The organism is Fibrobacter sp. (assembly GCA_012523595.1).
In the GTDB taxonomy this organism is placed as follows: Bacteria; Fibrobacterota; Chitinivibrionia; order Chitinivibrionales; family Chitinispirillaceae; genus JAAYIG01.
Genome location: JAAYIG010000204.1, coordinates 1 through 21803, shown reverse-complemented (window position 1 = coordinate 21803; position 21803 = coordinate 1). Strand labels below are relative to the sequence as shown.

The 21803-nt window shown below is 43.7% G+C and carries 19 protein-coding genes; 17 read left to right on the top strand and 2 right to left on the bottom strand.

Annotated features, from left to right (window positions below; translation table 11 throughout):
* The 17 genes from GX089_14260 to GX089_14180 form a co-directional block, all read left to right on the top strand.
* On the top strand, positions 1 to 1122 hold a 1122-nt coding region (locus tag GX089_14260; GenBank protein ID NLP03654.1), incomplete at its 5' end, for a CoA activase.
* Positions 1123 to 1545: 423 nt separating this feature from the next.
* Positions 1546 to 2532: an ABC transporter ATP-binding protein gene (locus tag GX089_14255; GenBank protein NLP03653.1), complete on the top strand. Its 987-nt coding sequence runs from the start codon at positions 1546 to 1548 to the stop codon at positions 2530 to 2532.
* A 5-nt stretch (positions 2533 to 2537) separates the two neighbouring features.
* A complete protein-coding gene (locus GX089_14250) occupies positions 2538 to 3302 on the top strand; it encodes an ABC transporter permease subunit (protein ID NLP03652.1) in 765 nt (254 codons plus the stop codon).
* A complete protein-coding gene (locus tag GX089_14245; GenBank protein ID NLP03651.1) occupies positions 3299 to 3964 on the top strand; it encodes a hypothetical protein in 666 nt (221 codons plus the stop codon). Before GX089_14250 ends, GX089_14245 begins: the two co-directional genes overlap by 4 nt.
* 318 nt (positions 3965 to 4282) lie before the next feature.
* Positions 4283 to 4552, top strand: a complete 270-nt coding sequence (locus GX089_14240; protein ID NLP03650.1) for a hypothetical protein — start codon at positions 4283 to 4285, stop codon at positions 4550 to 4552.
* Positions 4549 to 5208: a DTW domain-containing protein gene (locus tag GX089_14235; protein NLP03649.1), complete on the top strand. Its 660-nt coding sequence runs from the start codon at positions 4549 to 4551 to the stop codon at positions 5206 to 5208. Before GX089_14240 ends, GX089_14235 begins: the two co-directional genes overlap by 4 nt.
* 365 nt (positions 5209 to 5573) lie before the next feature.
* Positions 5574 to 6914, top strand: coding sequence for a UDP-N-acetylglucosamine 1-carboxyvinyltransferase (murA, locus tag GX089_14230; GenBank protein ID NLP03648.1), 1341 nt, complete (start codon positions 5574 to 5576; stop codon positions 6912 to 6914).
* Positions 6914 to 7474, top strand: coding sequence for a hypothetical protein (locus tag GX089_14225; GenBank protein ID NLP03647.1), 561 nt, complete (start codon positions 6914 to 6916; stop codon positions 7472 to 7474). The genes murA and GX089_14225 overlap by 1 nt, the downstream gene beginning before the upstream one ends.
* 339 nt (positions 7475 to 7813) lie before the next feature.
* Positions 7814 to 9085, top strand: coding sequence for a hypothetical protein (locus GX089_14220; GenBank protein NLP03646.1), 1272 nt, complete (start codon positions 7814 to 7816; stop codon positions 9083 to 9085).
* A 119-nt stretch (positions 9086 to 9204) separates the two neighbouring features.
* The gene (locus tag GX089_14215; GenBank protein NLP03645.1) at positions 9205 to 10173 is read left to right on the top strand and encodes a 6-phosphofructokinase; all 969 of its coding nucleotides are present in this window, start codon (positions 9205 to 9207) and stop codon (positions 10171 to 10173) included.
* A 165-nt stretch (positions 10174 to 10338) separates the two neighbouring features.
* On the top strand, positions 10339 to 11454 hold the full coding sequence (locus GX089_14210; protein ID NLP03644.1) for a hypothetical protein: 1116 nt from the start codon (positions 10339 to 10341) through the stop codon (positions 11452 to 11454).
* A gap of 276 nt (positions 11455 to 11730) precedes the next feature.
* Positions 11731 to 12711: an ROK family protein gene (locus tag GX089_14205; GenBank protein ID NLP03643.1), complete on the top strand. Its 981-nt coding sequence runs from the start codon at positions 11731 to 11733 to the stop codon at positions 12709 to 12711.
* A 6-nt stretch (positions 12712 to 12717) separates the two neighbouring features.
* Positions 12718 to 14706, top strand: a complete 1989-nt coding sequence (gene ligA / locus GX089_14200) for an NAD-dependent DNA ligase LigA (protein ID NLP03642.1) — start codon at positions 12718 to 12720, stop codon at positions 14704 to 14706.
* 88 nt (positions 14707 to 14794) lie between these two features.
* The gene (locus tag GX089_14195; protein NLP03641.1) at positions 14795 to 15481 is read left to right on the top strand and encodes an ABC transporter ATP-binding protein; all 687 of its coding nucleotides are present in this window, start codon (positions 14795 to 14797) and stop codon (positions 15479 to 15481) included.
* Positions 15478 to 17016, top strand: coding sequence for an ABC transporter permease (locus tag GX089_14190; GenBank protein ID NLP03640.1), 1539 nt, complete (start codon positions 15478 to 15480; stop codon positions 17014 to 17016). Before GX089_14195 ends, GX089_14190 begins: the two co-directional genes overlap by 4 nt.
* Before the next feature lie 8 nt (positions 17017 to 17024).
* The gene (locus tag GX089_14185) at positions 17025 to 18773 is read left to right on the top strand and encodes an FtsX-like permease family protein (GenBank protein ID NLP03639.1); all 1749 of its coding nucleotides are present in this window, start codon (positions 17025 to 17027) and stop codon (positions 18771 to 18773) included.
* Positions 18774 to 18781: 8 nt separating this feature from the next.
* The gene (locus GX089_14180) at positions 18782 to 19540 is read left to right on the top strand and encodes an outer membrane lipoprotein-sorting protein (protein NLP03638.1); all 759 of its coding nucleotides are present in this window, start codon (positions 18782 to 18784) and stop codon (positions 19538 to 19540) included.
* 3 nt (positions 19541 to 19543) lie between these two features.
* On the opposite strand, the gene GX089_14175 is transcribed toward GX089_14180, so the two are convergent.
* Positions 19544 to 20626: a glycosyltransferase family 4 protein gene (locus GX089_14175; GenBank protein ID NLP03637.1), complete on the bottom strand. Its 1083-nt coding sequence runs from the start codon at positions 20624 to 20626 to the stop codon at positions 19544 to 19546.
* On the bottom strand, positions 20623 to 21803 hold a 1181-nt coding region (locus GX089_14170; protein NLP03636.1), incomplete at its 5' end, for a hypothetical protein. The genes GX089_14170 and GX089_14175, both read right to left, overlap by 4 nt.

Genomic DNA, 21803 nt, shown 5'->3' with positions numbered 1-21803 from the left:
TGTAAAGAGTGCCTGCCTCTTATTCTGACTACAGGAGGATTGCTCAATCATCTTCAATCCCGCAACCCCGATGAAAAGATCCTTTTCTTCATGCCTACCTGCTGGGGTAACTGCAGATTCACCCAGTACAGGGTATTTCTAAACAGGATGATAAGCAGAAGGAAAATTCCTGATGTAGCGCTGCTCTCTCTCTCAAATGAAAACGGCTATGCCGGTCTCAGGCTTTCTGATTCAATGAACCTTCTGAAATCTATCGTTATTTCCGACTGCATGGATGATATCCGGAATGCCCTGAGAGTGTTGGCGATAGATCTTCCGTCAGCACAAAAAACTTTTCAGGAGCAGTGGGAAAGAATCATACAGGTCTTCTTAACCCGAAAATATAAGGATCTTTACAATGTGCTGCGTAGTGTTGCCGATAACCTCTCAAAAATCCCTCTCCGTTATCCTTTATCGCAGGCACGGACTGTATCTCTGATGGGAGAGATATTTGTCAGGAGAGATGATTTCTCAAGCAAAGAACTGATAGAAAAACTTTCTGCGGCTGACATTGTAGTGAAGCGGGCTCCGATTCTTGAGTGGATAAGCTACTGTGATTTCAATGTAAAAAATGGTATATATGAAGCTAGGTTTGATTTGAAGAAATTCCTTGAGTTTCGTATCAGAAATATGGTTCAGGACAAATACGAGAAAAGGATAAAGTCGATTTTTGCCCGATCGGGGCTATACAGTTACGAAAAGATGGACCTTGATACTGCGATTGCCTACGGGGAAAACTTTTTTGATGTTAGGTTTACAGGTGAATCGATCCTTGTTGCGGGTAACTTCTTCAAGGATATTCTCCACACAATTCACGGGGCGGTTTCAATCGGACCGTTCTCCTGCATGCCCACCAGGATTACAGAAGCGGTGATGGCGCCGGTTGCAAATAACGAAACCAGAAGTAGGTTAACAGGTGATTTTTCAGTGAAAAATGTCTCAACATTGCCATTTCTCTCTGTTGAGATTGACGGTAGTCCGCTCTCCCAGACCCTGGAAGCACGAATAGAGGCATTCTGTCTTCAGGTAGAAAGAATTTACCATAAGATGAGAAAAACAGGAGGCTATTCTGTTGCCTCATGATTCTCGAGTAATTTTTGTATAGATGGAAGAAGGAAATCGATTAGGGCCACTGCAGAAACAAATGCAACTGGATAATTATGCAGTTAATTCTTTTTCTTCTGAGGAAGGAATTTCAAAATTCATTAAAGATTTCATATCTGCATATTTGATTGCAGCAAAAGAATCTGTTATCTTGTTTAGGTGTCTGAGCCACCTGGTAGAAGATTGCCGTTCTTTGTTGAAAAGCATATGTTGATGACTCTTTTGCCAAGATCCTTTACGGCTTGAACGGCGGGGACATAATTCTGGTCACCTACCGATTCCAATACAGACCCCAAGGGGAAAACAGAATGTTGTGGTTTAATATCCGGGGGACTGGAACGGAAGAAGATAATCAGGGTCAAAAATTCCCATTTTAACATCTACTGTATTATTTTTTTTGTAATGAATGCCATTGAACTATCCAATGTCTCGAAGATCTATCAAAAAGATTTCTGGGCAAAGAGGATACCCGCAGTATCTAACCTCTCCTTTATTGCTAAAAAGAACCGGGTAACAGGCTTTGTAGGCCCTAACGGGGCAGGAAAAACAACCACCATAAAAATGATTATGGGTCTGGTGTTTCCGTATGCCGGTTCGGTAAAAATTTACGGTAAAGACTCCCGTCTGAAGGAAGCCAGAAAGGGTGTAGCTTTTCTTTCCGAACAGCCATACTTTTACAGCCATCTGAAAGTAAGTGAAACCCTTCGTTTTGCAGCAGAATTGCTGGATCTGGACAAACCGGTTGTAAAAAATGAAATCGATCGTGTACTCGCCCTGGTTAATCTGACAGAAAAAGCCGGTTCCAGAGTAAAAGAACTGTCCAAGGGGATGCAGCAGCGCCTCAATATGGCTCAGGCTCTTCTGGGAGATCCCCATACGCTTATTCTCGATGAACCGATGAGCGGAATGGATCCTCCGGGAAGACGGCTTTTCAGGAATCTTTTCTCTGATCTTGCACTAAAAGGGAAAACAATCTTTTTCAGTTCTCATGTACTCGATGATATAGAGGCGGTCTGTGATGATGTGGTTGTATTGTCAAAGGGGAAATTGACATTCTGCGGTGAAATCAATGAGATTCTGGACAGAGGTTTTCTTGGAACGGAAATCAATGTTTCGGATCTCAGCCCTGATGACTTTCTGCATCTTCGCAGTCTCAATTGTGAAATAAGGGATCTGGAAAAAAACAGCTATCAGCTTTTTGTGCCCGGAAACAGTGATCCGGGGCAGATCCAGAATTTTCTCTTTTCAAGAAGCATAAAAGTGGACTCGATTTCACGGTGTTCGATGTCACTGGAGGAGCTGCTTTACGGAAGCTCAGACGGGAGCAAAGACAGCAGAGACAATGCAGAAATAAGTGCTTCTTCAGAACTATCTGAACTGAAAACCTGAATTCTATGAAAGCAACTCTCATAATCGCAGCCAATACTTTCAAAGAGACTATTCGTAACAAGGTTCTTTACAATATCCTTCTTGTTGCCGGTGTTGCACTCTTTCTTTCCATGTCATTTGGTGATCTTTCCGTTTTCTCCAGAGCACAGGTGATGGCTGATTTCGGGCTGGCTACGATGTCTATCACTGGTCTGCTTCTGGCGGTATTTATTGGTGTGGCAATGCTTGGGACAGAGGTTTCTTCAAAAACAGTTTATGGCATTTTAACAAAGCCGGTAAATCGGGAATCGTTCATTCTAGGAAAATTCTTCGGGCTGCTTTCTATTCTTATGCTGAATTTCGCTCTCATTGCAGCGGTGTTTTTCATTTCCATAAGTCTGCTGGGAACATCGGTCAAATTCACGTTAACCTGGGCGGTGGTGCTGATCGCTGTAGAGATGGCGGTAATGATATCAGCTTCGATTTTTTTCTCCTCTTTTACCACACCGACTCTGGCTGCAATCTTTTCCATCGGCTTCTATATAGCCGGCCACCTTAATACCATGATCGGAATTGGGGCGAAGCAGCAGAACAGCCCGGTGTGGAGAGCTTTGCTGAAGTTTATCTACTATATTTTTCCCAATCTTGAGCATTTCAATATCAGGGCACAGGTTGTTTACGGTATCAGCATCCCTGAGGGATACATCATGAATGCACTTTTTTATGGTTTCCTGTACACCATTCTCCTTCTCTCACTCTCAATTCTTTTCTTTTCCCGGAAAGACCTATGATCCGCTCGGGTATATTGATAACTCTTTCTGTTTTATCGATCGCCGGGATATGCTTCACGCAAAAGAAACTGACCTCTATCACCGGGCCATCCTGGAATCAGGAGAGCATGACCTATCTTCCGGGCCAGAACAGGATTGAAAATGCGCTTCTGGGTTTTCAGTCAACTGTTTCTCACTATCTCTGGATAAGAACCGTACTCTATTTCGGTAGTCACTATATAACCGACAGAAATTTCCCCTGGCTGGTGCAGATGGTTGATATAATCACACGGCTCAACCCATATTTTTACCCTGCATACGAGTTTGCGGGATTGATGATTCCAGATTTATGCAGAAATCCTGATGCGTCCAGAGCAATTCTGGAGAGGGGAATTTTCTATCTTGGAGACACCAGGTGGAACATAGCATTCTACCTGGGGACGATTTATTACAAGTATTACGATGACCCGGAAACGGCAGCTCAATACTATGCTCTTGCATCCAGAGTACCCGGGGAGAACAGCCATAAACTTGCCGGCCTCGCCTCATCATACTATCGAAAAAGCGGAAAAGCCCAGGAAGGAAAGAACCTGCTTCTCTTTATGTACGAGACAAGTGAAAGTCCGGATGTTAAAAAATATCTGAAGGACAGGTTACATAAGGAATACGGGGTACTGCAATAATAGTATATTCAGCCTGTAAAGTGTGGGCATCAAGAGGTATTGTAAATCCCTGCTAAAGAGAGAGATGTCCGGTATTTTAATAGTGTTGTAAATCCTTGTTAAAAAAGAAAATACCCCCGGTATGTCATTTCGATGTGTCTTCGGGGAAAAATCTTTTCTGGTGAAATGAATTGTCTTCAGCAGTTCAGGCTTGCACACTGAGTATTGACGAAGTTTATGTGCAAAGCGAAACCGAAGTTGCTCACTGAGCGAAGTCGAAGTGAATAATGACCCGAACAGTTGTGAATTTCTTATATTCCTGAAAAAGGAGATTTGACCATGCAGAAATGGGAATACCAGTTTATCATCGCCGAAAAATACGGAAAAGGTATTTTCGGCCATGTACTACCCAAAGAAGCGTCATGGAAAGTTCACTTCGTTAATGGCGAAAACCTGTCCAACTGGACCGATATCACCCTGTACAATTATCTTAATAAAATCGGGGAACAGGGCTGGGAAATTGTTGCCATGACTACCCACACCATCATCCGGACCGGAAGTCTTCCTGTGGAACACATGTATCTTACCGCCAAAAGACCTAAACAATGAATTCAACCTTTCACACGATTAAAACTCAGTTGCAGAAAAAAGATCCCAGAGCCCATTTAAAAATCGACAGATTCAAGTCATGTCCTCAATGCCTGCGTTCCAGGGAGGAGTGTTTCTGTGGAAAGGTGCTGTCTTTTGAAAATCACCTCCGGGTCATTATCCTGCAGCACCCTCAGGAACAGTATAAACAGCTCAATTCCGCAAAACTCGCCAGCATGGCTCTTTCCAACAGCAAACTTCTTGTTGGACTCTCCTGGCCTAATTTCAAGTATGTGGCCGGCCCCGATGAACAGCCTTCAAACTGGGGGATTCTCTATCTGAAAGGCAGTGCTGAAACAAGCAAGCCCTGCCAGGTCTTCGCAAGGAATAAAAGGGAGATGGATAATCCTTCGGTTTTGCGTGGAATTATTGCTCTTGATGGATCGTGGAAACAGGCCAAAACCCTCTGGTGGCGTAATCCCTGGTTTCTGAAACTGAACCGCATCTCTCTCAATCCGCAGCATCACTCCTTGCGTGCTCAGACCAAAAGAGAGGGCCTTTCTACCATAGAAGCTATTGCCCTGGCTTTTAAATGCCTGGGTGAAAAAGAGAAGATTACTGCCTCTTTAATTGAACAATACGAAAAATTAATCCTCAACCGGGGTAAAGAGCTGTAGAAAATAAAAGCTCTGCCCACGAGCCCTCATTCTTGATCCTTCTTATTGGAATATTGGTTGTTCCCTTGAATAACTTGTAATCCGTCGGCATGAGGACGGCGCGCACGCACTATTCAAAGAAGAATTCCCAGAAGAACGGTGTTCGTCAAGAAATTGGTATGCACGCAGACAGAGCGTAGTCTCATACTCATTTCTTATAAATATAACTACTTTTCTTCGTAAATGAGAGCCGATTTTAAAATCGGGCAATTTTCATCGAAAAGCAGCAAATTCAGTATTCCTAAACACTGCTGCCGGCATAATCTCTCATTTTTCTTTCCTCTGATATATTTTAATATTTTCCCGTTTTTCCTCAGGAGTCTCTAATGAGTGGATTTATCGTAGAGGGCAGAACCAGTCTGAAAGGAAGCATCAGGGTTTCCGGAAATAAAAACGAGGCATTGCCGCTGATTGCTGCCTCGCTTCTCAGTTGCAAACCTGTTACCCTTAACAATGTCCCGGATATTGGTGATGTGCGCAACATGCTTGAAATCGCTTCTGAACTTGGTGCCAAAATTTCACCTGTCTGTGATGGCACTGTGACTATTGAGGCCCCGGAAATCAGGTCCTCTGAACTGCCCATCGAACTCTCCAGCACCATAAGAGCATCGATCCTGTTTGCCTCATCACTGCTTGTAAGGACCGGAAAAGCGGTAATCAGCCAGCCGGGCGGGGATATGATCGGCAGGCGTAGAATGGATACCCATTTTCTGGTTTTCAAGGCACTGGGAGCAGATCTGCGCATTGAGCGAAAGACTCAGCAGACAAATTTCATCCTGGAGACATCCGATGGCTTGAGGGGGGCCGATATATACCTCGATGAGGCCTCTGTAACAGCTACGGAAAACGCCCTGATCGCAGCCGCAGGGGCAAAAGGGACTACCATCATAGCAAATGCTGCCTCAGAACCTCACGTCCAGGGATTGTGCAGATTTCTGGAAAAACTGGGTGTAGAGATTGAGGGAACAGGGTCAAATGTGCTTAAAGTACACGGATCGCAGAATTTCGGCTCGGTTCTTCACGATGTAGGAAGCGACTATATAGAAGCTGGATCTTTCATTGGTTTGGCGGCTGCTACCAGATCACCCCTCACTATTACAGGTGTGGATCTCTCTGTAATGAGGATGATTCTGTTTCAGTTCGAAAGAATTGGAGTTGAAGTGGTAGCTGATGCGCAAAAAGGTACTATTTTTGTTCCTGAAAAACAGCCTCTGAAGATAAAAAAAGACCTTGGCGGGGCAATACCCAGAATCGAGGACAGTCCCTGGCCGGGTTTTCCCACAGACCTTCTTTCTATACTGCTTGTAACTGCGACACAATCTGAGGGGACTTGCCTGGTACATGAGAAGATGTTTGAATCGAGGCTGTTTTTTGTTGATAAGCTGATAGGTATGGGTGCTCAGATAGTGCTCTGCGATCCTCACAGGGCAGTTATAGTAGGACCCTCTCTGCTTTATGGCTCAACTATCAGTTCTCCGGATATCAGGGCGGGTATGGCACTGCTGATTGCGGCCTGTGCGGCGGAGGGCAGAAGTGTTATTTACAACATAGAGCAAATTGACAGGGGATATGAACGTATGGATCAGAGGCTTGCATCTCTTGGTGCCTCTGTGGAGCGAATAAATGAACGGCGGAAAAATTTCCTGCCCACAGAAGTGAGTCTCTGATGAGATATTTCCTGCTGGCCGCTTCTGTTTTTCTCCTCTCATGCGCGCCTTCGATGGTGCAGTTCTATCCTGATGATTACTATCCGGAGGATGGGATTTACGAAAACAAACCTCTGAGGTTTATCTTCACTTTCAGCGGCAACTGGCAGATTGAAACTGACCCGGAAAAGATGGATCGGAGCAGCAGGGCTTTTGCCGGGGAGCTTCAGAAATCCGGTGTAGAGCTTCTTTTTATAGGATCTACAGTCGAGGGTTTTCATGGTACAAGAGGCATCGCTATTAATCTGAACGAACCAGCCCGGGAGTATGCGGAGTATATAAGAAGACTTAACCAGAAGGATATCGACCAGGATCAGGGTCTGACCGACTTTTTCGCCGGTGACAATCCTATGGTAAAGTGGGTTTATGACAAATCCGGTTTTCGCTTTGTTGAGTTTTTCTTCAATATAGGTACTTACGATATCAGGGTCTCTTTCTGGACCAAGCCGGATCTCTTCGAAAAATTCCTTCCTGTGTATGAACAGATTATAAGTACTTTGAGAGTTACCAGGGGTCTTTGATTTTTTGCGTGTACCTCGGGGGTGAAAATGTGACTTAAGTTGTTAAGTTCCTAAATTACCTCAGAGGTGAAATTGTGACTTAAGTCGTTAAATTCCGAAATTACCTCAGAGATGAAATTGTGACCTAAGTCGTTAAATTCCGAAATTACCTCAGAGATGAAATTGTGACCTAAGTCGTTAAGCTCCTAAATTACCTCAGAGGTGACTTTGTGACTTAACCCGTTAAGTCACAATTTCCCTCAAAGATAAAATCTCCCTGACAGCTCTCCTGCTGGCATATCTGTTGCTTTTTTTTAGCAAACAATCCCGGTCCACGCCAATTTTCCAAAGGAGAATCAGGTGACTTTTAATCCTTTCGCGGAAAAAGGCATCCCTTTAAATGAGCAGTTTCTCACCTGGAAGCAGATCAACACTCTTCCTTATAATAAAGAACAGGTGCACCCTTTCACCCGGGCTCATATCATCCTTTTAAACGCTCTGGAAACCGAGGCGGTTTTCTTCCTGCACATGCTTCTTAGTAAAACCGAAAATCCGGAACTCAGAAAGGAAATCTCTTTATTATGCCGGGCTGAACAGCAGCAGCAGAAACAGATTAACTGGCTTATTCCTTTCCAGGAATCACCTGTGGAGATGGCGATCTGTTACGAGGCAACGGAGGCAGGGCTGGCATCTGCCATTGCGCAGAATGAACCGGATGACCGGATATTATCGGCTCTGGAATTCATAATGATCGAAGATATTGATCATCTATACCGTTTTTCAAACCTTTATCAATACAGTGATGAGACTCCGGCTGACTGGCTGGTGAGGAATCTGTTAGAAATCTTTCCCGGCAGACCATCTGTCATCTCTCATCGCCACCCGATCGACACTGTCTGTGCACCAATTGACTTTTCAAAATCCCATATAAAAACCCTGATTAACTGTCTGTTAATCTCATCTCTTGAATTTCAGACAAACAATTTTCTTTCCAATATCGGAAACAGAATCATCGATAAGGAGGGCAGAGCGCTTTTCCAGGAAATTGCCCAGGTAGAAGAGCAGCATCTCACAATCGCCAATTCTCTTATAGACCCATCCTTTCCTGCAATAGAAATGCTGATGCTTATTCAATACACGGAATGTTATCTGTATCATTCAGTCATGTGTTCAGAAAATGATGAACGGATAAGAGAGATCTGGAACTCTAATTTACAGTTCGAAATCGGTCATCTTCAGTTTACAAACAAACTAATTGAACGGCATTATGAAAAAAATGGTCTCTCAGAAATATATCCTTCCGAGATTCCTGAACTGGCGATTCTGTTCCCGCATAAACCCTATCTGCGTCATTCAGAAGTATACCAGATAAGAAAAAACCTGGAAAATGGACAATTCATACCGATGTGGGAATCAAAAAAAATGGACCGCTATCACTCTTTTTTGAAATCTATAAACCAAAACTTTGTTCCCAGTCAAAAAATCATCGAACAGGTAATCGAACGAAACGGTTACGACTACAGGGTGGAAAGTGAGGGAGATCATCCTGTGCGTCTGTTTAGAAACAGACATATAGTCCCTGCTCAGGATGAGTTGCTGGAGAATTTTCACAGGAAAGATTTGCTCAGGTAATACCGAATGAAAACTATATGTAAGTATTTACTGTCTGTTTTCCGGATCGGGGATGGAATCGGTGTCGTCATTTTTTTGATGAAAAGTAAAAAGAATATCTCTAATAAACACAGGTAAAAATGAAAATTGCTGTCTTGACAAGCGGTGGTGATGCTCCAGGGATGAATGCTGCTATCCGGTCTGTTGTAAGAACTGCCCGTGCTCGTGACTGGGGTGTTTTCGGGGTACAGAGAGGCTATGAAGGCCTGCTTGGCGGTTCCTTTGTTGAACTGAGTCCCCGTGATGTAGGGGGGATAGTTGGCGCTGGTGGTACAATCCTGGGCAGCTCCAGAAGTCCTGATTTCCAAACTGAAGAGGGACAACGTACTGCGATCAGAAGACTCAGTGAAAGAGATATCGATGCAATCATTATTATTGGCGGAAGTGGTTCTCAGCGGGGAGCTTTTGCTCTTTCTCAAATGGGATTCCCTGTGGTTGGAGTCGCTTCCACAATCGACAATGATCTCTTCGGTTCCGATATCACTATCGGAGTGGACACTGCTCTCAATGTCGCACTGGAGGCAATTGACAGGATCAAAGTGACGGCTTCATCTCATCAGAGAGTATTTGCCGTCGAGGTGATGGGAAGGGATTGCGGATACCTGGCGCTGATGTCAGGGATTGCCGGAGGTGCTGAAGTGATAATAGTTCCGGAGGTAGACTTCGACATCCAGAAGCTTGAAGCTACAATCCACGAAGCATATCAAAAAGGCAAGCACCACGCAATTATCGTTACCTCTGAAGGTGCGATTTACAATGCAGAAGAGCTTACCAGATATTTTTCAGGCGCAAGTAACCTTTCAGGCTACGAGCTTAGAACCACGGTTCTGGGATATGTTCAGCGGGGTGCAGTACCGGGTGTTTTTGATAGAATTCTGGCTACCAGACTCGGTGCTGCAGCGGTGGATTGCATAGGCAGACACTCTTTCGGGGTTCTCACAGGAATCCAAAAAAGTGAAATCACAACAACCCCTTTGAAACTGGTTGCCTCACGGAAAAAAGAACTGGATACAAGCCTTTTGGGGCTGGCTGACCTTTTAGCAAAGTGAAAGCGCACATTTATGCACTGAAAAAAGGAAAGAGGTTCATAAATGGGTAAAAAAACGGTATTTACCAATTCACATAATCTGTGTCCCTGCTGTATACTCTTTCCAAAAATTCTACTTTTTGTCATAATTCTATTCTCTTCTATTCTTGCCCAGTCTCGAGATTCTATGTTCACTTTCTATGGCCTTGCCCAGTACAGGCTCAGGATAGATTACACCAGAGCCTTGGATAATGATCATAACTCTCGCTCTGCAATTGATTACTCTAACAGAATCGGCTTTTACTGGGGAACAATATTCTCTCCATCACCAGATTTTATGCTTCAGTTTCAATTGGGTAATGACTGGGTTTCAACAGAAACGGTTACCTATCCGGGTAATAATCCTGCCACAGTAACAGAGAAATCCTATCCTCCATTCTCTGTTCCCTATTTTCACCTTGCTTTCGTACAATGGACCCCGGGGCTATTTACCCTTACAGCAGGAAAGGTTCCTTTGTTGAGTTACGGGCCTCTGGATCTTATTGAGCGATCTTTAGCCACAGGTACTTACTTCGATGCAGCACTTATTTCATGGGCAGTTGCCTCAAATAATTCTCTTATGGGGATCAGAGCTGGATTATCGCTGTTTCAAAGTCCTTTTTCACTGAATATTAACCTTTTTTCTACTGTCCTTGAGCCGCGAAGACAGGTATTGATTGAAGATAGTGAACTCACAGATAACAATTCAGGCAATTACAGTTCTATCATGAATGTGCTTGATTTGCCTTTCTCCATGGATAAATTCAATTTGACTCCGCAGCTAGTGATGATTTTTAACCGTAATTACAATGCGATCAGAAATGAAAGTGATCATGAAATTGCTGGCGGAATTACAGTATCATACACTTTTCCGGACTCAATCAATGTTTTCCTGATGAGTGCGTATGCCCGTCTCTCAAATACTAACAGTCTCAACCCTGTAGATTCCTCATTTGTAACTTCAGCCGGTGTTGCCGATTTTTATGATCAGCGAGGGTTTGTTACCGGTACAGGACTCACAGCTCCTTTAGGTCCTGGTACTCTGATATTTGAGGTGCGGTACAGTAATGATATTAATCTTGAGGACGACAGTTCAGCTTCACATTTTCTTTTCGGTGACTTGAGATACAGCTGGAAGCCAAACAGGTTTTTTTCGATTACACCCAGAATAAGGCTTTTTACTACTTTTTTTCCCAAGTCCTTGTCAGGTTTAAGCTCATCAACTCTGATCAGACCGGAATTGATCTTTACAGGCCAGATTTGAGCCGGATAGCCGCAACTTTTCAGAAATTCCCCTTTCCTTAAGGATCATCATACCTTCTAAGGGGATCCTTACACACAATTACAAGCATTTCACCCGGTTTCTTCTCCAATTTATCTCAGAGATGAAACAGTGACTTAAAACGTTAAATCACTGGATCATTTCAGGGGTGAGTCTTCCAAACGAAAATAGCTCTAATCCTGACGCAAAAACTAATTTCTTATCCTCTACCAGGGCGCCTCCTGTTACGTAAAATGTCCACAAAAAAAAAGGAAAAATATGGAAAAAACGGCTATTGGAATCGATCTGGGTGGTACCAATCTAAAAGGAATCCTGATGAATGAAAAGGGAGAGGGTCGTTTTGTTACCCGTATCCCAACCGAGGCACATAAAGGTGGTGCGCATGTGCTGAATAATATCCTTACCCTCATAGAGAGGCTGATCGAACAGGAGGGGTCAAAGGACCATATCTCCGGAGTGGGTATTGGAACCCCGGGTTTTGTGGATGAAGATGGGACTGTTCTTGGCGGGGCTGAAAATCTTCCAGGCTGGAAGGGTACTCAGATCTATAAACCCATCCTCCAGAGATTCGGCCTTAAGTCGATAGCTGCCAATGATGTTACAGTTGCTGCTCTGGCTGAGGCTAAATACGGGGCTGGAAGAGGGGTGCCGAATTCGATCTGTTTTGCCCTTGGAACCGGTATCGGTGGTGGTATTGTTATAGATCACCGTCTTTACAAGGGAACGCACGGTATGGCGGGGGAAATCGGACACATTGTTGTGGAGACAAACGGTATCCACTGTAACTGCGGACAGAAAGGATGTGTCGAACGTTATGCCTCAGCAACCGGAATAGTAAACCTTGCAAAAAAACTTGCCGCAGAAAGAAAAGGCAGCGAGGATACACCATTTTCTGCAGAGGTAAAGAAAAATCCTGACGCTGTGACTTCCAAGATGGTTTACGATTATGTCAAGCAGAATGATCCAGTCGCTTCTGCAGTCAACGAGATTGCCTGTGAGATGCTGGCTCGTGCGATTGGGATTATGATCAATACGCTTTCTCCGGACAGGGTGATTCTTGGTGGAGGGGTAATGATGGCGGGGCAGGTTATTATTGACACAGTATCAAAATATGTTCCCAGGAACTGCTGGCCGGATATATGGAAAAGGTGTGAGATAGTGCCTGCGCAGTTAAGCGAGGATGCAGGTGTGCTGGGTGCGGGAGCGATGGTGTTTGAAGAACTTGATGGAAAGAGTTGAACCGTTATGGGGTCGATAAAGGAAAGAATTGAGGAACTCAGGGAGCTGATCCGTAAATATGATGCCGCTTATTACGGCCGCGGGGAATCGCTCGTTTCAGATCAGGAGTATGACGCTCTCTATGGTGAGCTTGTCAAACTGGAGAAGGAAAATCCTGAATTTTTCTCTCCGGATTCTCCAACGATGCGGGTCGGAAGTGATCTTACAAAAGAATTTCCTAAGGTTCGCCACAGTATTCCCATGATGAGTATTGAAAACACATACTCCGAAGAGCAACTCAGGAATTGGATCGAGCGAAATAGAAAAGAGATTTTAAACCAGCACCTCTCCTTTGTGGGTGAAGTAAAAGTTGACGGGGTGGCATCATCTCTTATATATGAGGACGGCAGTTTTGTCAGGGCAGTGACCAGAGGGGACGGGACCATTGGTGATGAGGTCACCGCCAATATCAGGACCATAAAGAGTATCCCATTGAAGGTAAACTACAGCGGGAGTTTTGAGGTACGCGGCGAAGTTTACATGACTTTTCAGGCTTTTTCCAAGCTCAATGAATCGATGGTTGAAAACGGCTTGAAACCGATGCAGAATCCACGTAATACTACTGCCGGTACTCTGAAGCTTCAGGACTCAAGCGAGGTTGCCCGCAGGAATCTGAGTTTTACAGCTTATTCTCTGATCGACCAGCAGCACAGTTCAAGCCATTTTGAAAATCTGCAGTTTCTTTCTGAGCAGGGATTTCCCACTGTGATTCACTCTCCTGTTTTAAACTCGACAGAAGAGATTCTGGAGTTTTGCAGAGAATGGGAAAATGATCGCCATCAGTTGCCTTTTCCTGTTGATGGTGTTGTGATCAAAGTAAACAGTTTTTCTCATCGGGAAACTCTTGGCACCACTGCAAAATCGCCAAGGTGGGTTATAGCCTATAAATATAAGCCTGAATCTGCTATAACCCAGGTGGAGAAAATTGAAGCGAATGTGGGAAGAACAGGGGTGGTTACACCGATTGCCCGTCTTACTCCGGTTTTCCTGGCTGGAACAACCATCAAAAACGCCACTCTTCACAACTACGATGAAATAGAGAGACTGGGGGTTAGAGAGGGCGATTATGTACAGATAGAGAAGGGTGGAGAAATTATTCCGAAAGTGGTTTCGGTGATTATTGATAAGCGTAGTCCTGAATCACACCCATTTCAGCCTCCCTCACGATGTCCCTCCTGCGGTTCTCTTCTTGGTAAACTGGAAGGTGAAGTGGCACTGAGATGTTTTAACGCTTCGTGCCCTGCTCAGAGAAAAGCATCTCTTGAGCATTTCGTATCACGCTCCGCGATGGATATCCGTCATGTGGGTCCATCACTTGTCGAGCACCTGCTTAAATGGGGACTTGTGGAGAATGTGGCTGATCTTTATGAGTTAACGGTTGATAAACTGACCGGACTGGAGAGAATGGGGCAGAAATCGGCTTCCAATGTGATAGAATCGATTCAGAAATCAAAAAACAACAGTCTTGATAAACTGCTTCACGGACTGGGGATAAGGATGGTAGGTGCACAGGCTGCCAAGGTCCTGGCGTACAATATATCAGATATTTCAGATTTATTTGAGATGTCTGTTGAGGATTTGCAGAAAATAGAGACAATCGGCCCGGCAATGGCTCAGAGCATAAGAATGTACTTTGACAGGGAGGAAAACATTACGCTTGTCAAAAGATTGGCCAGTCTCGATGTGAATACAAAAGGTATCAGTGCGCCCAAAGAAGGGAAATTCAGCGAGAAAGTTTTTGTGCTGACCGGAACACTCGATCACTATACAAGAGATAAAGCGAAAGAAGAGATTGAGGCCAGAGGTGGAAAGGTCACAAACAGTGTGAGTAAAAATACCGATTATGTAGTTGCGGGAGCAGAAGCGGGGTCCAAGCTTGAAAAAGCAAAGAAACTCGGGGTAAAAATCATCGATGAAGCGGAATTTATTGAATTGCTTGGAATTATGCCCGAATAAATTAGACTGTGTATATTTAATAAGCACATTGCTGGCTGGTTCCCGGATGTAAGGATGCAGGGAATCGATTGCAAATTGGAGGTTTGCCTTGACCATAATTAAGATATCGGGCCTGAAGAAGAACTATCCTCTGGGGAACACAACAGTGCATGCTCTCAGAGGAATCGATCTGGAAATAAAAAAGGGAGATCTACTTAGCATAATAGGGCCCTCAGGAAGTGGAAAGACAACACTGCTGAATATTATTGGATGTATAGATCGGGCCAGCGAGGGAAGTGTGATTATTGGACAGAAAGATATAAGTACCCTCAATGACAGAGAGATTACCGATCTCAGGCTCCACAAGATCGGGTTTATTTTTCAGACATTCAATCTTATCCCGGTACTCAATGCTCAGGAGAATGTCGAATTTCCTCTTCTTCTCATGAAGAAACATACATCAGGTGAGGTTCAGAGGAGAGTTGAGAAACTTATAGAGGAGGTGGGTCTGAAGGAGTATAGAAAGCACAGACCTGCAGAGCTCTCCGGCGGCCAGCGGCAAAGAGTTGCCATCGCAAGGGCTCTTGTTACCAGCCCTGATATTGTTTTGGCTGATGAGCCTACTGCCAACCTTGACTCAGTTACAGGTGAATCCATCCTTGAATTGATGAAGAAGATGAATGAAATAGAAAAAACTACATTCATCTTTTCTACGCATGACCCCAATGTGATGAAGTATGCCAGGAAAGTGGTAAAGATCAAGGATGGTCTGATCGCTGAAGAGGCAGCTTCATGAAACTTATTATCAAGATTGCATGGCGCAATATCATGCGTCATCGTGGAAAAAGCCTGGTGATAGGAGCGATACTTTTTCTGGGGGCATTTCTGATGACCATTGGAAACGGTGTGATCTCCGGTATGGACAGAGGCTTGCAGAAAAACATCGTGGAGGGCTTTACCGGAGATATTGTCCTGATTTCTGATAAACAGGAGTCAGACAATGTTTTTTTCGAATTCATGGGCAAGGCTGTCGAACCGGTTTATGACTTTGTAAAGGTTAAAAGGGTGCTCAGTGAACAGGACTGTATCCATTCTTTTGTCCCTGTCGGTAAAAACATGGTAATGGTCCTTAACGATGTGGAAGATGGGGCTCCCGGGTACTGTTCTGTGTTAGGTGTTGATTTCGGGCGATACCTGGAGGTCTTCCCTGACAATATAATACCGATTGAGGGACGGCTTCCTGAATCAGGTGAACAGGGAGCAGTCATCCCAACAGGTTCCCGGAAGGCGTTTTTTGACCAGATGGGAATCTGGTATATACCTCAGGGTGAGGTACTCAGAGATGAAAACCTGATTGAAGAGGCAAAAGAGAATATTGCTGAATTAAAATACAGTGACAATATAGCATTCATGGGTTTCAGTACAGATAATTCCACTTCAGATATTCGCCTCAGTATAAAAGGGATTATAAAGTATCGTGCTCTCAATAAAATCTGGGGTGATTTTGTCCTGATGGATATTGAATCTTTTCGTCAGTGTCAGGGCTATTTTACTTCTCTTGACAATTCGGTAGAACTTTCTGATGAGGAAAAGCAGCTTCTGGAACTTGGAAGTAATGAACTGGAGGCGCTGTTTTCTGATGATGCGCTGATTGAAGATCAGAGTGAACCTGATGTTATTCAGAATAATACAGAAGACAGTTTTGTTCAGACACAGGAAAAATCAAAGACAACTGACATCGATGAAGGTGTTTACAATCTGGTTCTGGTCCGTCTGAAAGATGGTGTGAATAAGGAAAAGTCACTGAAGAGTATCGATGCTGCACTTGTAAAAGAAAAACTGGGTGTTAAGGCTGTTCCCTGGAAAAAAGCTGTAGGTACAATAGGAAGTACGGCTGTGATTGTGAAAAGCGCACTGTTTGTTTTCGTGATGCTTCTCTTTTTTGTGGCAATAATAATAATTGTAAACACTCTCAGTATGGCCGCGCTTGAGAGAACCTCCGAGATTGGTATGATGAGGGCAGTGGGAGCAAGAAAAATCTTTATCAGAATGATGTTTCTGGGGGAAACCGGGATCCTCTCATTTGTCTTCGGGGGAGGCGGGATACTTGCCGGAATAGTGATTGTAAACATCATATCTGCTCTTAAAATCAAATCCGGTAATGATGTAATCCAGTTGCTGTTTGGGGGAGACACATTCAGCCCTCTGTTAAGTATGCCTGATATCGGACTGGCCGTTCTTCAGCTTGTGTTTGTCACATTTATAGCGGTACTTTATCCATTGAAAGTCGCCGGCAGTATTACGCCTCTTGATGCCATATCGAGAGAATAGGTAGAAGCATGAATTTTATTTTTAAAATCAGCCTGAGAAATCTTTTGCGTCAAAAGAGAAGGAATATTCTTCTTGGGACAGCAATTGCACTCGGGACAGCAATTCTTATAATTGCGTATGGATTTTCTCATGGAATTTCCGATAACTTGTTTAACAGAATTGTTGTTTATGTTTCCGGGCATATAGGAATCGCGTTTTCTGAGAACGGCAATCTAAATAAGCAGGTATTTCACGATGGTCCTGGGATTAAGGAAATCATAAAAAGAGAAATCCCTGATATCATAAAAGTGGAAGAGGGGACCTGGGTATTTTGCAGAGCGGTTGGCAATGGAAAATCTGATAATATAGTGATGATTGGATTGGATCTTGATGAGACCGGAGATGAAAAAACACAGCAGCAGGATGCTGATAATTTCAAGATAATAGATGGGCGATTTGAGGATCTTGGAAATAACTCAATGGAGAATCCGGTCTTTCTTGCAAAGGAAAAAGCTGCCTTCCTGAACGTGAAAAAAGGGGATGTGCTGAGGGTAAGATACCGCAATATTAATGGTCAGGATCAGTCTGCAAGATTGACAGTAGCTGGTATATTCCTGCCGGCCAACATGTTTATGACAGCACCAGTTTTTCTGGAATTGAATAACCTGAAAAAACTGATGGGGTATGCATCGAACGATGTTGGTCAGCTTTTCATAACCATTAAAAATCCTAAGAAAAATGCGATAAAGTTTGCTGAGAAACTGCATGCAGCTTTGAAACCGGACCTGGCAAGAATAGATGGATATCTCTTAAACAGAAATGATTCTGTACCTGTCACTATGCTGGGTTATAAAACCGATTCTGTATCTCTTGCGCTGATAAGGAAGAATATCACTGCAGACAGTAAAGTAGACAGAAACGGGTGTTTTATTGGTGACTCTCTGGCCTCAGCTCTGGGTATTGTGCCAGGCACTGTCTGCCAAATTTCTTATAAATCAAAGCATCAGGAAAAATCTCCTGGTTCTGCTTCGATCAAGGCTACGGCTGTATTCTCAGGTGGAGTTCTTCCCGGTAATGTTATTCTGCTTAATGATGATGAGTTTTACAAGGTGTATTATTCAGGATGGCCTTTGAAGGAAAAAGATTCCAGGTGGCACAGCATATCATCCTCCAATCCTTTATTCCCTGTACTATCAGAAGAGTGGACACTTTTTCCAAGGGCTAAAACTACCGATGAACTTGCCAGACTGCAAAAGGAAATCAGCAGCAAAAAGGCCAGAGGCACATCGGTTGATGTGCGTACAATGTATGAGAGCGCAAGTGCGGTTCTAAGCCTTGAATATGCTCTGCACTCTATTACCATAGTGGCTGTCATGGTACTTTTTTTCATTATATTGATTGGTGTGATCAATACTCTTCGTATGACTGTAAGGGAACGCACAAGAGAGATTGGAACAATAAGGGCCATTGGAATGCAGAAAAGTGATGTCATGATTTCTTTTATCCTGGAGACTTTTTTCCTCACTCTCTTTTCGTCACTTACAGGTACAGTCCTGGCCTTTATTGCCATGAAGGTTCTTACCATGTTTAGAATTGATGCTGCGGGAAATCCGGTCGGTATGATGCTTGTAAATGAGCGGCTTTACTTCGTACCGGTTCTGTCCAGTGTTATCCTTTTTATTTGTCTCATAATAGCCATAGCCGTTGTAACTGCTTTTTTCCCTGCAAGGAAAGCCGCGAACCTTTCAGCAGCCGAGGCATTGAGGCACTTCGATTGAGGAAAAATATGAACCGTTGGTTATTAATCATTCTTTCTGCTTTCTGTACTGTTAATGCTTTGCCGAAGATAGACAGCCTTCTACAAGCAATGGATTACAGCTACAGTATGGATATCGATGTAAAAGCGAAAGTGAAGATTACCCAGCAGAAAAGCGGTCAGGGAACAAAAAAAATGGAGATGCTTTATTATCGCAGGGATGCATCCAATTCTTTTCTTATTGTCATGACTGAACCTCCTGCTGAAAAAGGAAATGGATATCTCCGTGTTGGAGATAATTTCTGGATGTACAGGAAAAACACAGGCACTTTTCAAAAGATTAACCGCGATGAGAGTATCGGAGGAACCGATCTAAAGGGGGATGATCTAGAGGAAAGAAAACGGACTGAAATGTATGTGCCTGCAAAAGATTCTGCAGGAAAAGAATTGATTTCAGAGGATACTCTGGGAGAGGTAAAAGTTTACAGGTTTGAGATCAGAGCAAAGGTAAACGATGTCGATTATCCCAGAAAAGTCTATTGGATCAGAAGAGATAACGGACTGATTCTTAAAGAGGAATCATATTCTCTTTCAGGAACTCTTATGCAGACAACCTATTTCCTGAAATACAGAAAAATGCGAAAAACAATGATCCCTGTAAAACAGCTTTTTGTCGATGAGTTTGAAAAAGGAAATAAAACCGTATTGGAAATTTCGGATATATCGACTGAGAAACTGAATGATTCAACCTTTACAAAAGCGTATCTTGAAAACCTGAACAAAAGATAATAATCAGGAGTTCAGGATATTAATAAGTCTTCTGGTCTGGCGCTTGATCCGGTGGCGGGAAGCATTTCTGAATGCTCTGAGGCTTATTTCTCTGAAAATCCCGGGATTTTTATACACAGAGATAATTTTCTGTGCGTCTTCTTCAAAATTAACACCACTTAACAGGATGCCACTTCTGGAGCCGGAAAGCGTTTCCCGGCTGGAAGGGATATCTGTCGCAAATACCATCATACCTTCACTTTGTGCCTCAAGAATCGCGAAAGAACGCCCTCCCTCATATCGTGAGGTAGACAAGAGAAAAGGACAGGTCTGATACCACCTGGCCATTTTATCCGGCGATTCTCTTTCAACGATGTAAATGGAGTCTCCCAGGGCTGAAAGCAGATTTTGCTTCGATTCAGGAACCGGACCCGTTCCGACCAGAAAAAGTCTGGCCTCAGGATTGTCGCGAAGAATTATTCCGAATAACTGAACTCCGTACTCGAGATTTTTCTTCCAGGTAAATCCCCCGACCATGAGAAAGCTGGGAGGGAGGTAATCCTGTGACTGCCAGAAAGGAGAGGGCGGCAGTAGAATGCCATTGGGAACTACTCTGAGTTTTCCGGAGGATGAAGGGTATTTACGAGCAATCCATTGTGCCTCCTCAAGGGTTCCGCAGACACATAAAGATGAAAGTCTCAGAGAGAGGCGCAGAAGAGGAAATCGAAAAAGGCGTGCTTTCCAGCTTGTTCTGCTGGTGATTATTGACAATGGAAGTCTGTGCTCGAGTTCATATACTTTCTCTTCCCAGCCATGATTAAATAAAATCACCTTTGTTTTAAAATTGAATAATCTTGAAACAAATGCGCAAAAGACACCATCTGTTGACCTTGCGATAATCCGATCGGGACGATTGGAGAAGGCAAGCAGAAGAGAGAGCGCTGCTTTAATCGCAAATATAAGGTAGTTTTCCTCCATGGCTGATTCAACATGGAACATCTTTACACTGTGACCAGATTTCTTTAATCCCTCAGCCAGATTGTTTATCGACCTGTTGACACCCCCGGTTGAGGATCTCCTTATCGCTGTGACAAACCAGATTTTCACAATTCAGCCTCCGGACTGGTTCTGAATAATTCCCATGTAATTGGCTTGTGAGGAAGCAGTTTCAATAGTTTTTCCAGGTTCCTGAAATCATCTTTAGCCTCCTCCTGAATGTGCAGTGTAAGGCATACTAATCCCCGTAATTGGTTAGTCAGTACTCCGGATTTCAGGATGGATCGTGCGCTGCCACAAAAAGGGTGAAATGAGGGGAAATACCAGGTTCCGGAAATAGCGATCGGGCCGATAATTCTTTCCGTAAAGCGCGCGGTTTCAGGCCCACCGCAGATTACTTTGAAATGCTTTGATAATTGTACTATCTGTTCAGGACCGATAGCGTTATATGGTGGAACAAGAATCCATGGTGTTTCAACACCAGATTCATTGATTTTCATGAGACGGGATGTGAATTCAGGGAAATTGATTTGAAGAAGTTCACTTTTAAAGGGGCCGAATCTGCCCTGATGGGAAAAACCATGGAGACCAATTGCAGCTCCGCTTTTCCTGAGCAATTGCAGAAGTGAGGCATTTTTACGATCTGAGAGATCGCTGCCGGTTACAGCAGCCAGAAAAGGCGTATTGGTATTTGACATCAGATCACAGAGTCTGTATACAGGATCTTTGTTATCCAGGAAAATGTCATCTATCCTGAGAAATATTCCGGTTTTAACAGATGGTGATTTCCGGGAAATCCGTGAAAGAACAATTCTTGAATCGTAAACTGGTTTCCGTCTGAGTTTGAAAAATAAAGACCTTACAGGTGAAGAGGGCAGTCTCATGTCTTCGATGTTCAGGCTATTTATTCCCCAAAAACAGGCAGTTCTCTTTATGTCAATACGATTATTGACAATTCCTGTCCCCCTGGAAATCCATTCTGATAAAAACCGGGGGGCAAGAAGCAATGCGGTGAACTGTTCAAATAAACTGCTTTTTATCAGGCAGGTGGTCTCTATCGGATGTCTAAGAAGGACATTTAACTGTCGCCGGCGAAGGTCATTGATGATATTTCTGCACAGTATCGAAAGATAAGTGCCCCAAAAAGAAGGTGCTCTGCGGAAAAGATGGTACCTGTCAGGATGTTTACGGTAAAAATAGAACTCTGCTTTTAGCAGTCCGGATATCCTTTGGGGAGCCAGCTTAATATGTCTGAACAGGTTGACTTTACGCGGAAGGTGGGTTACAC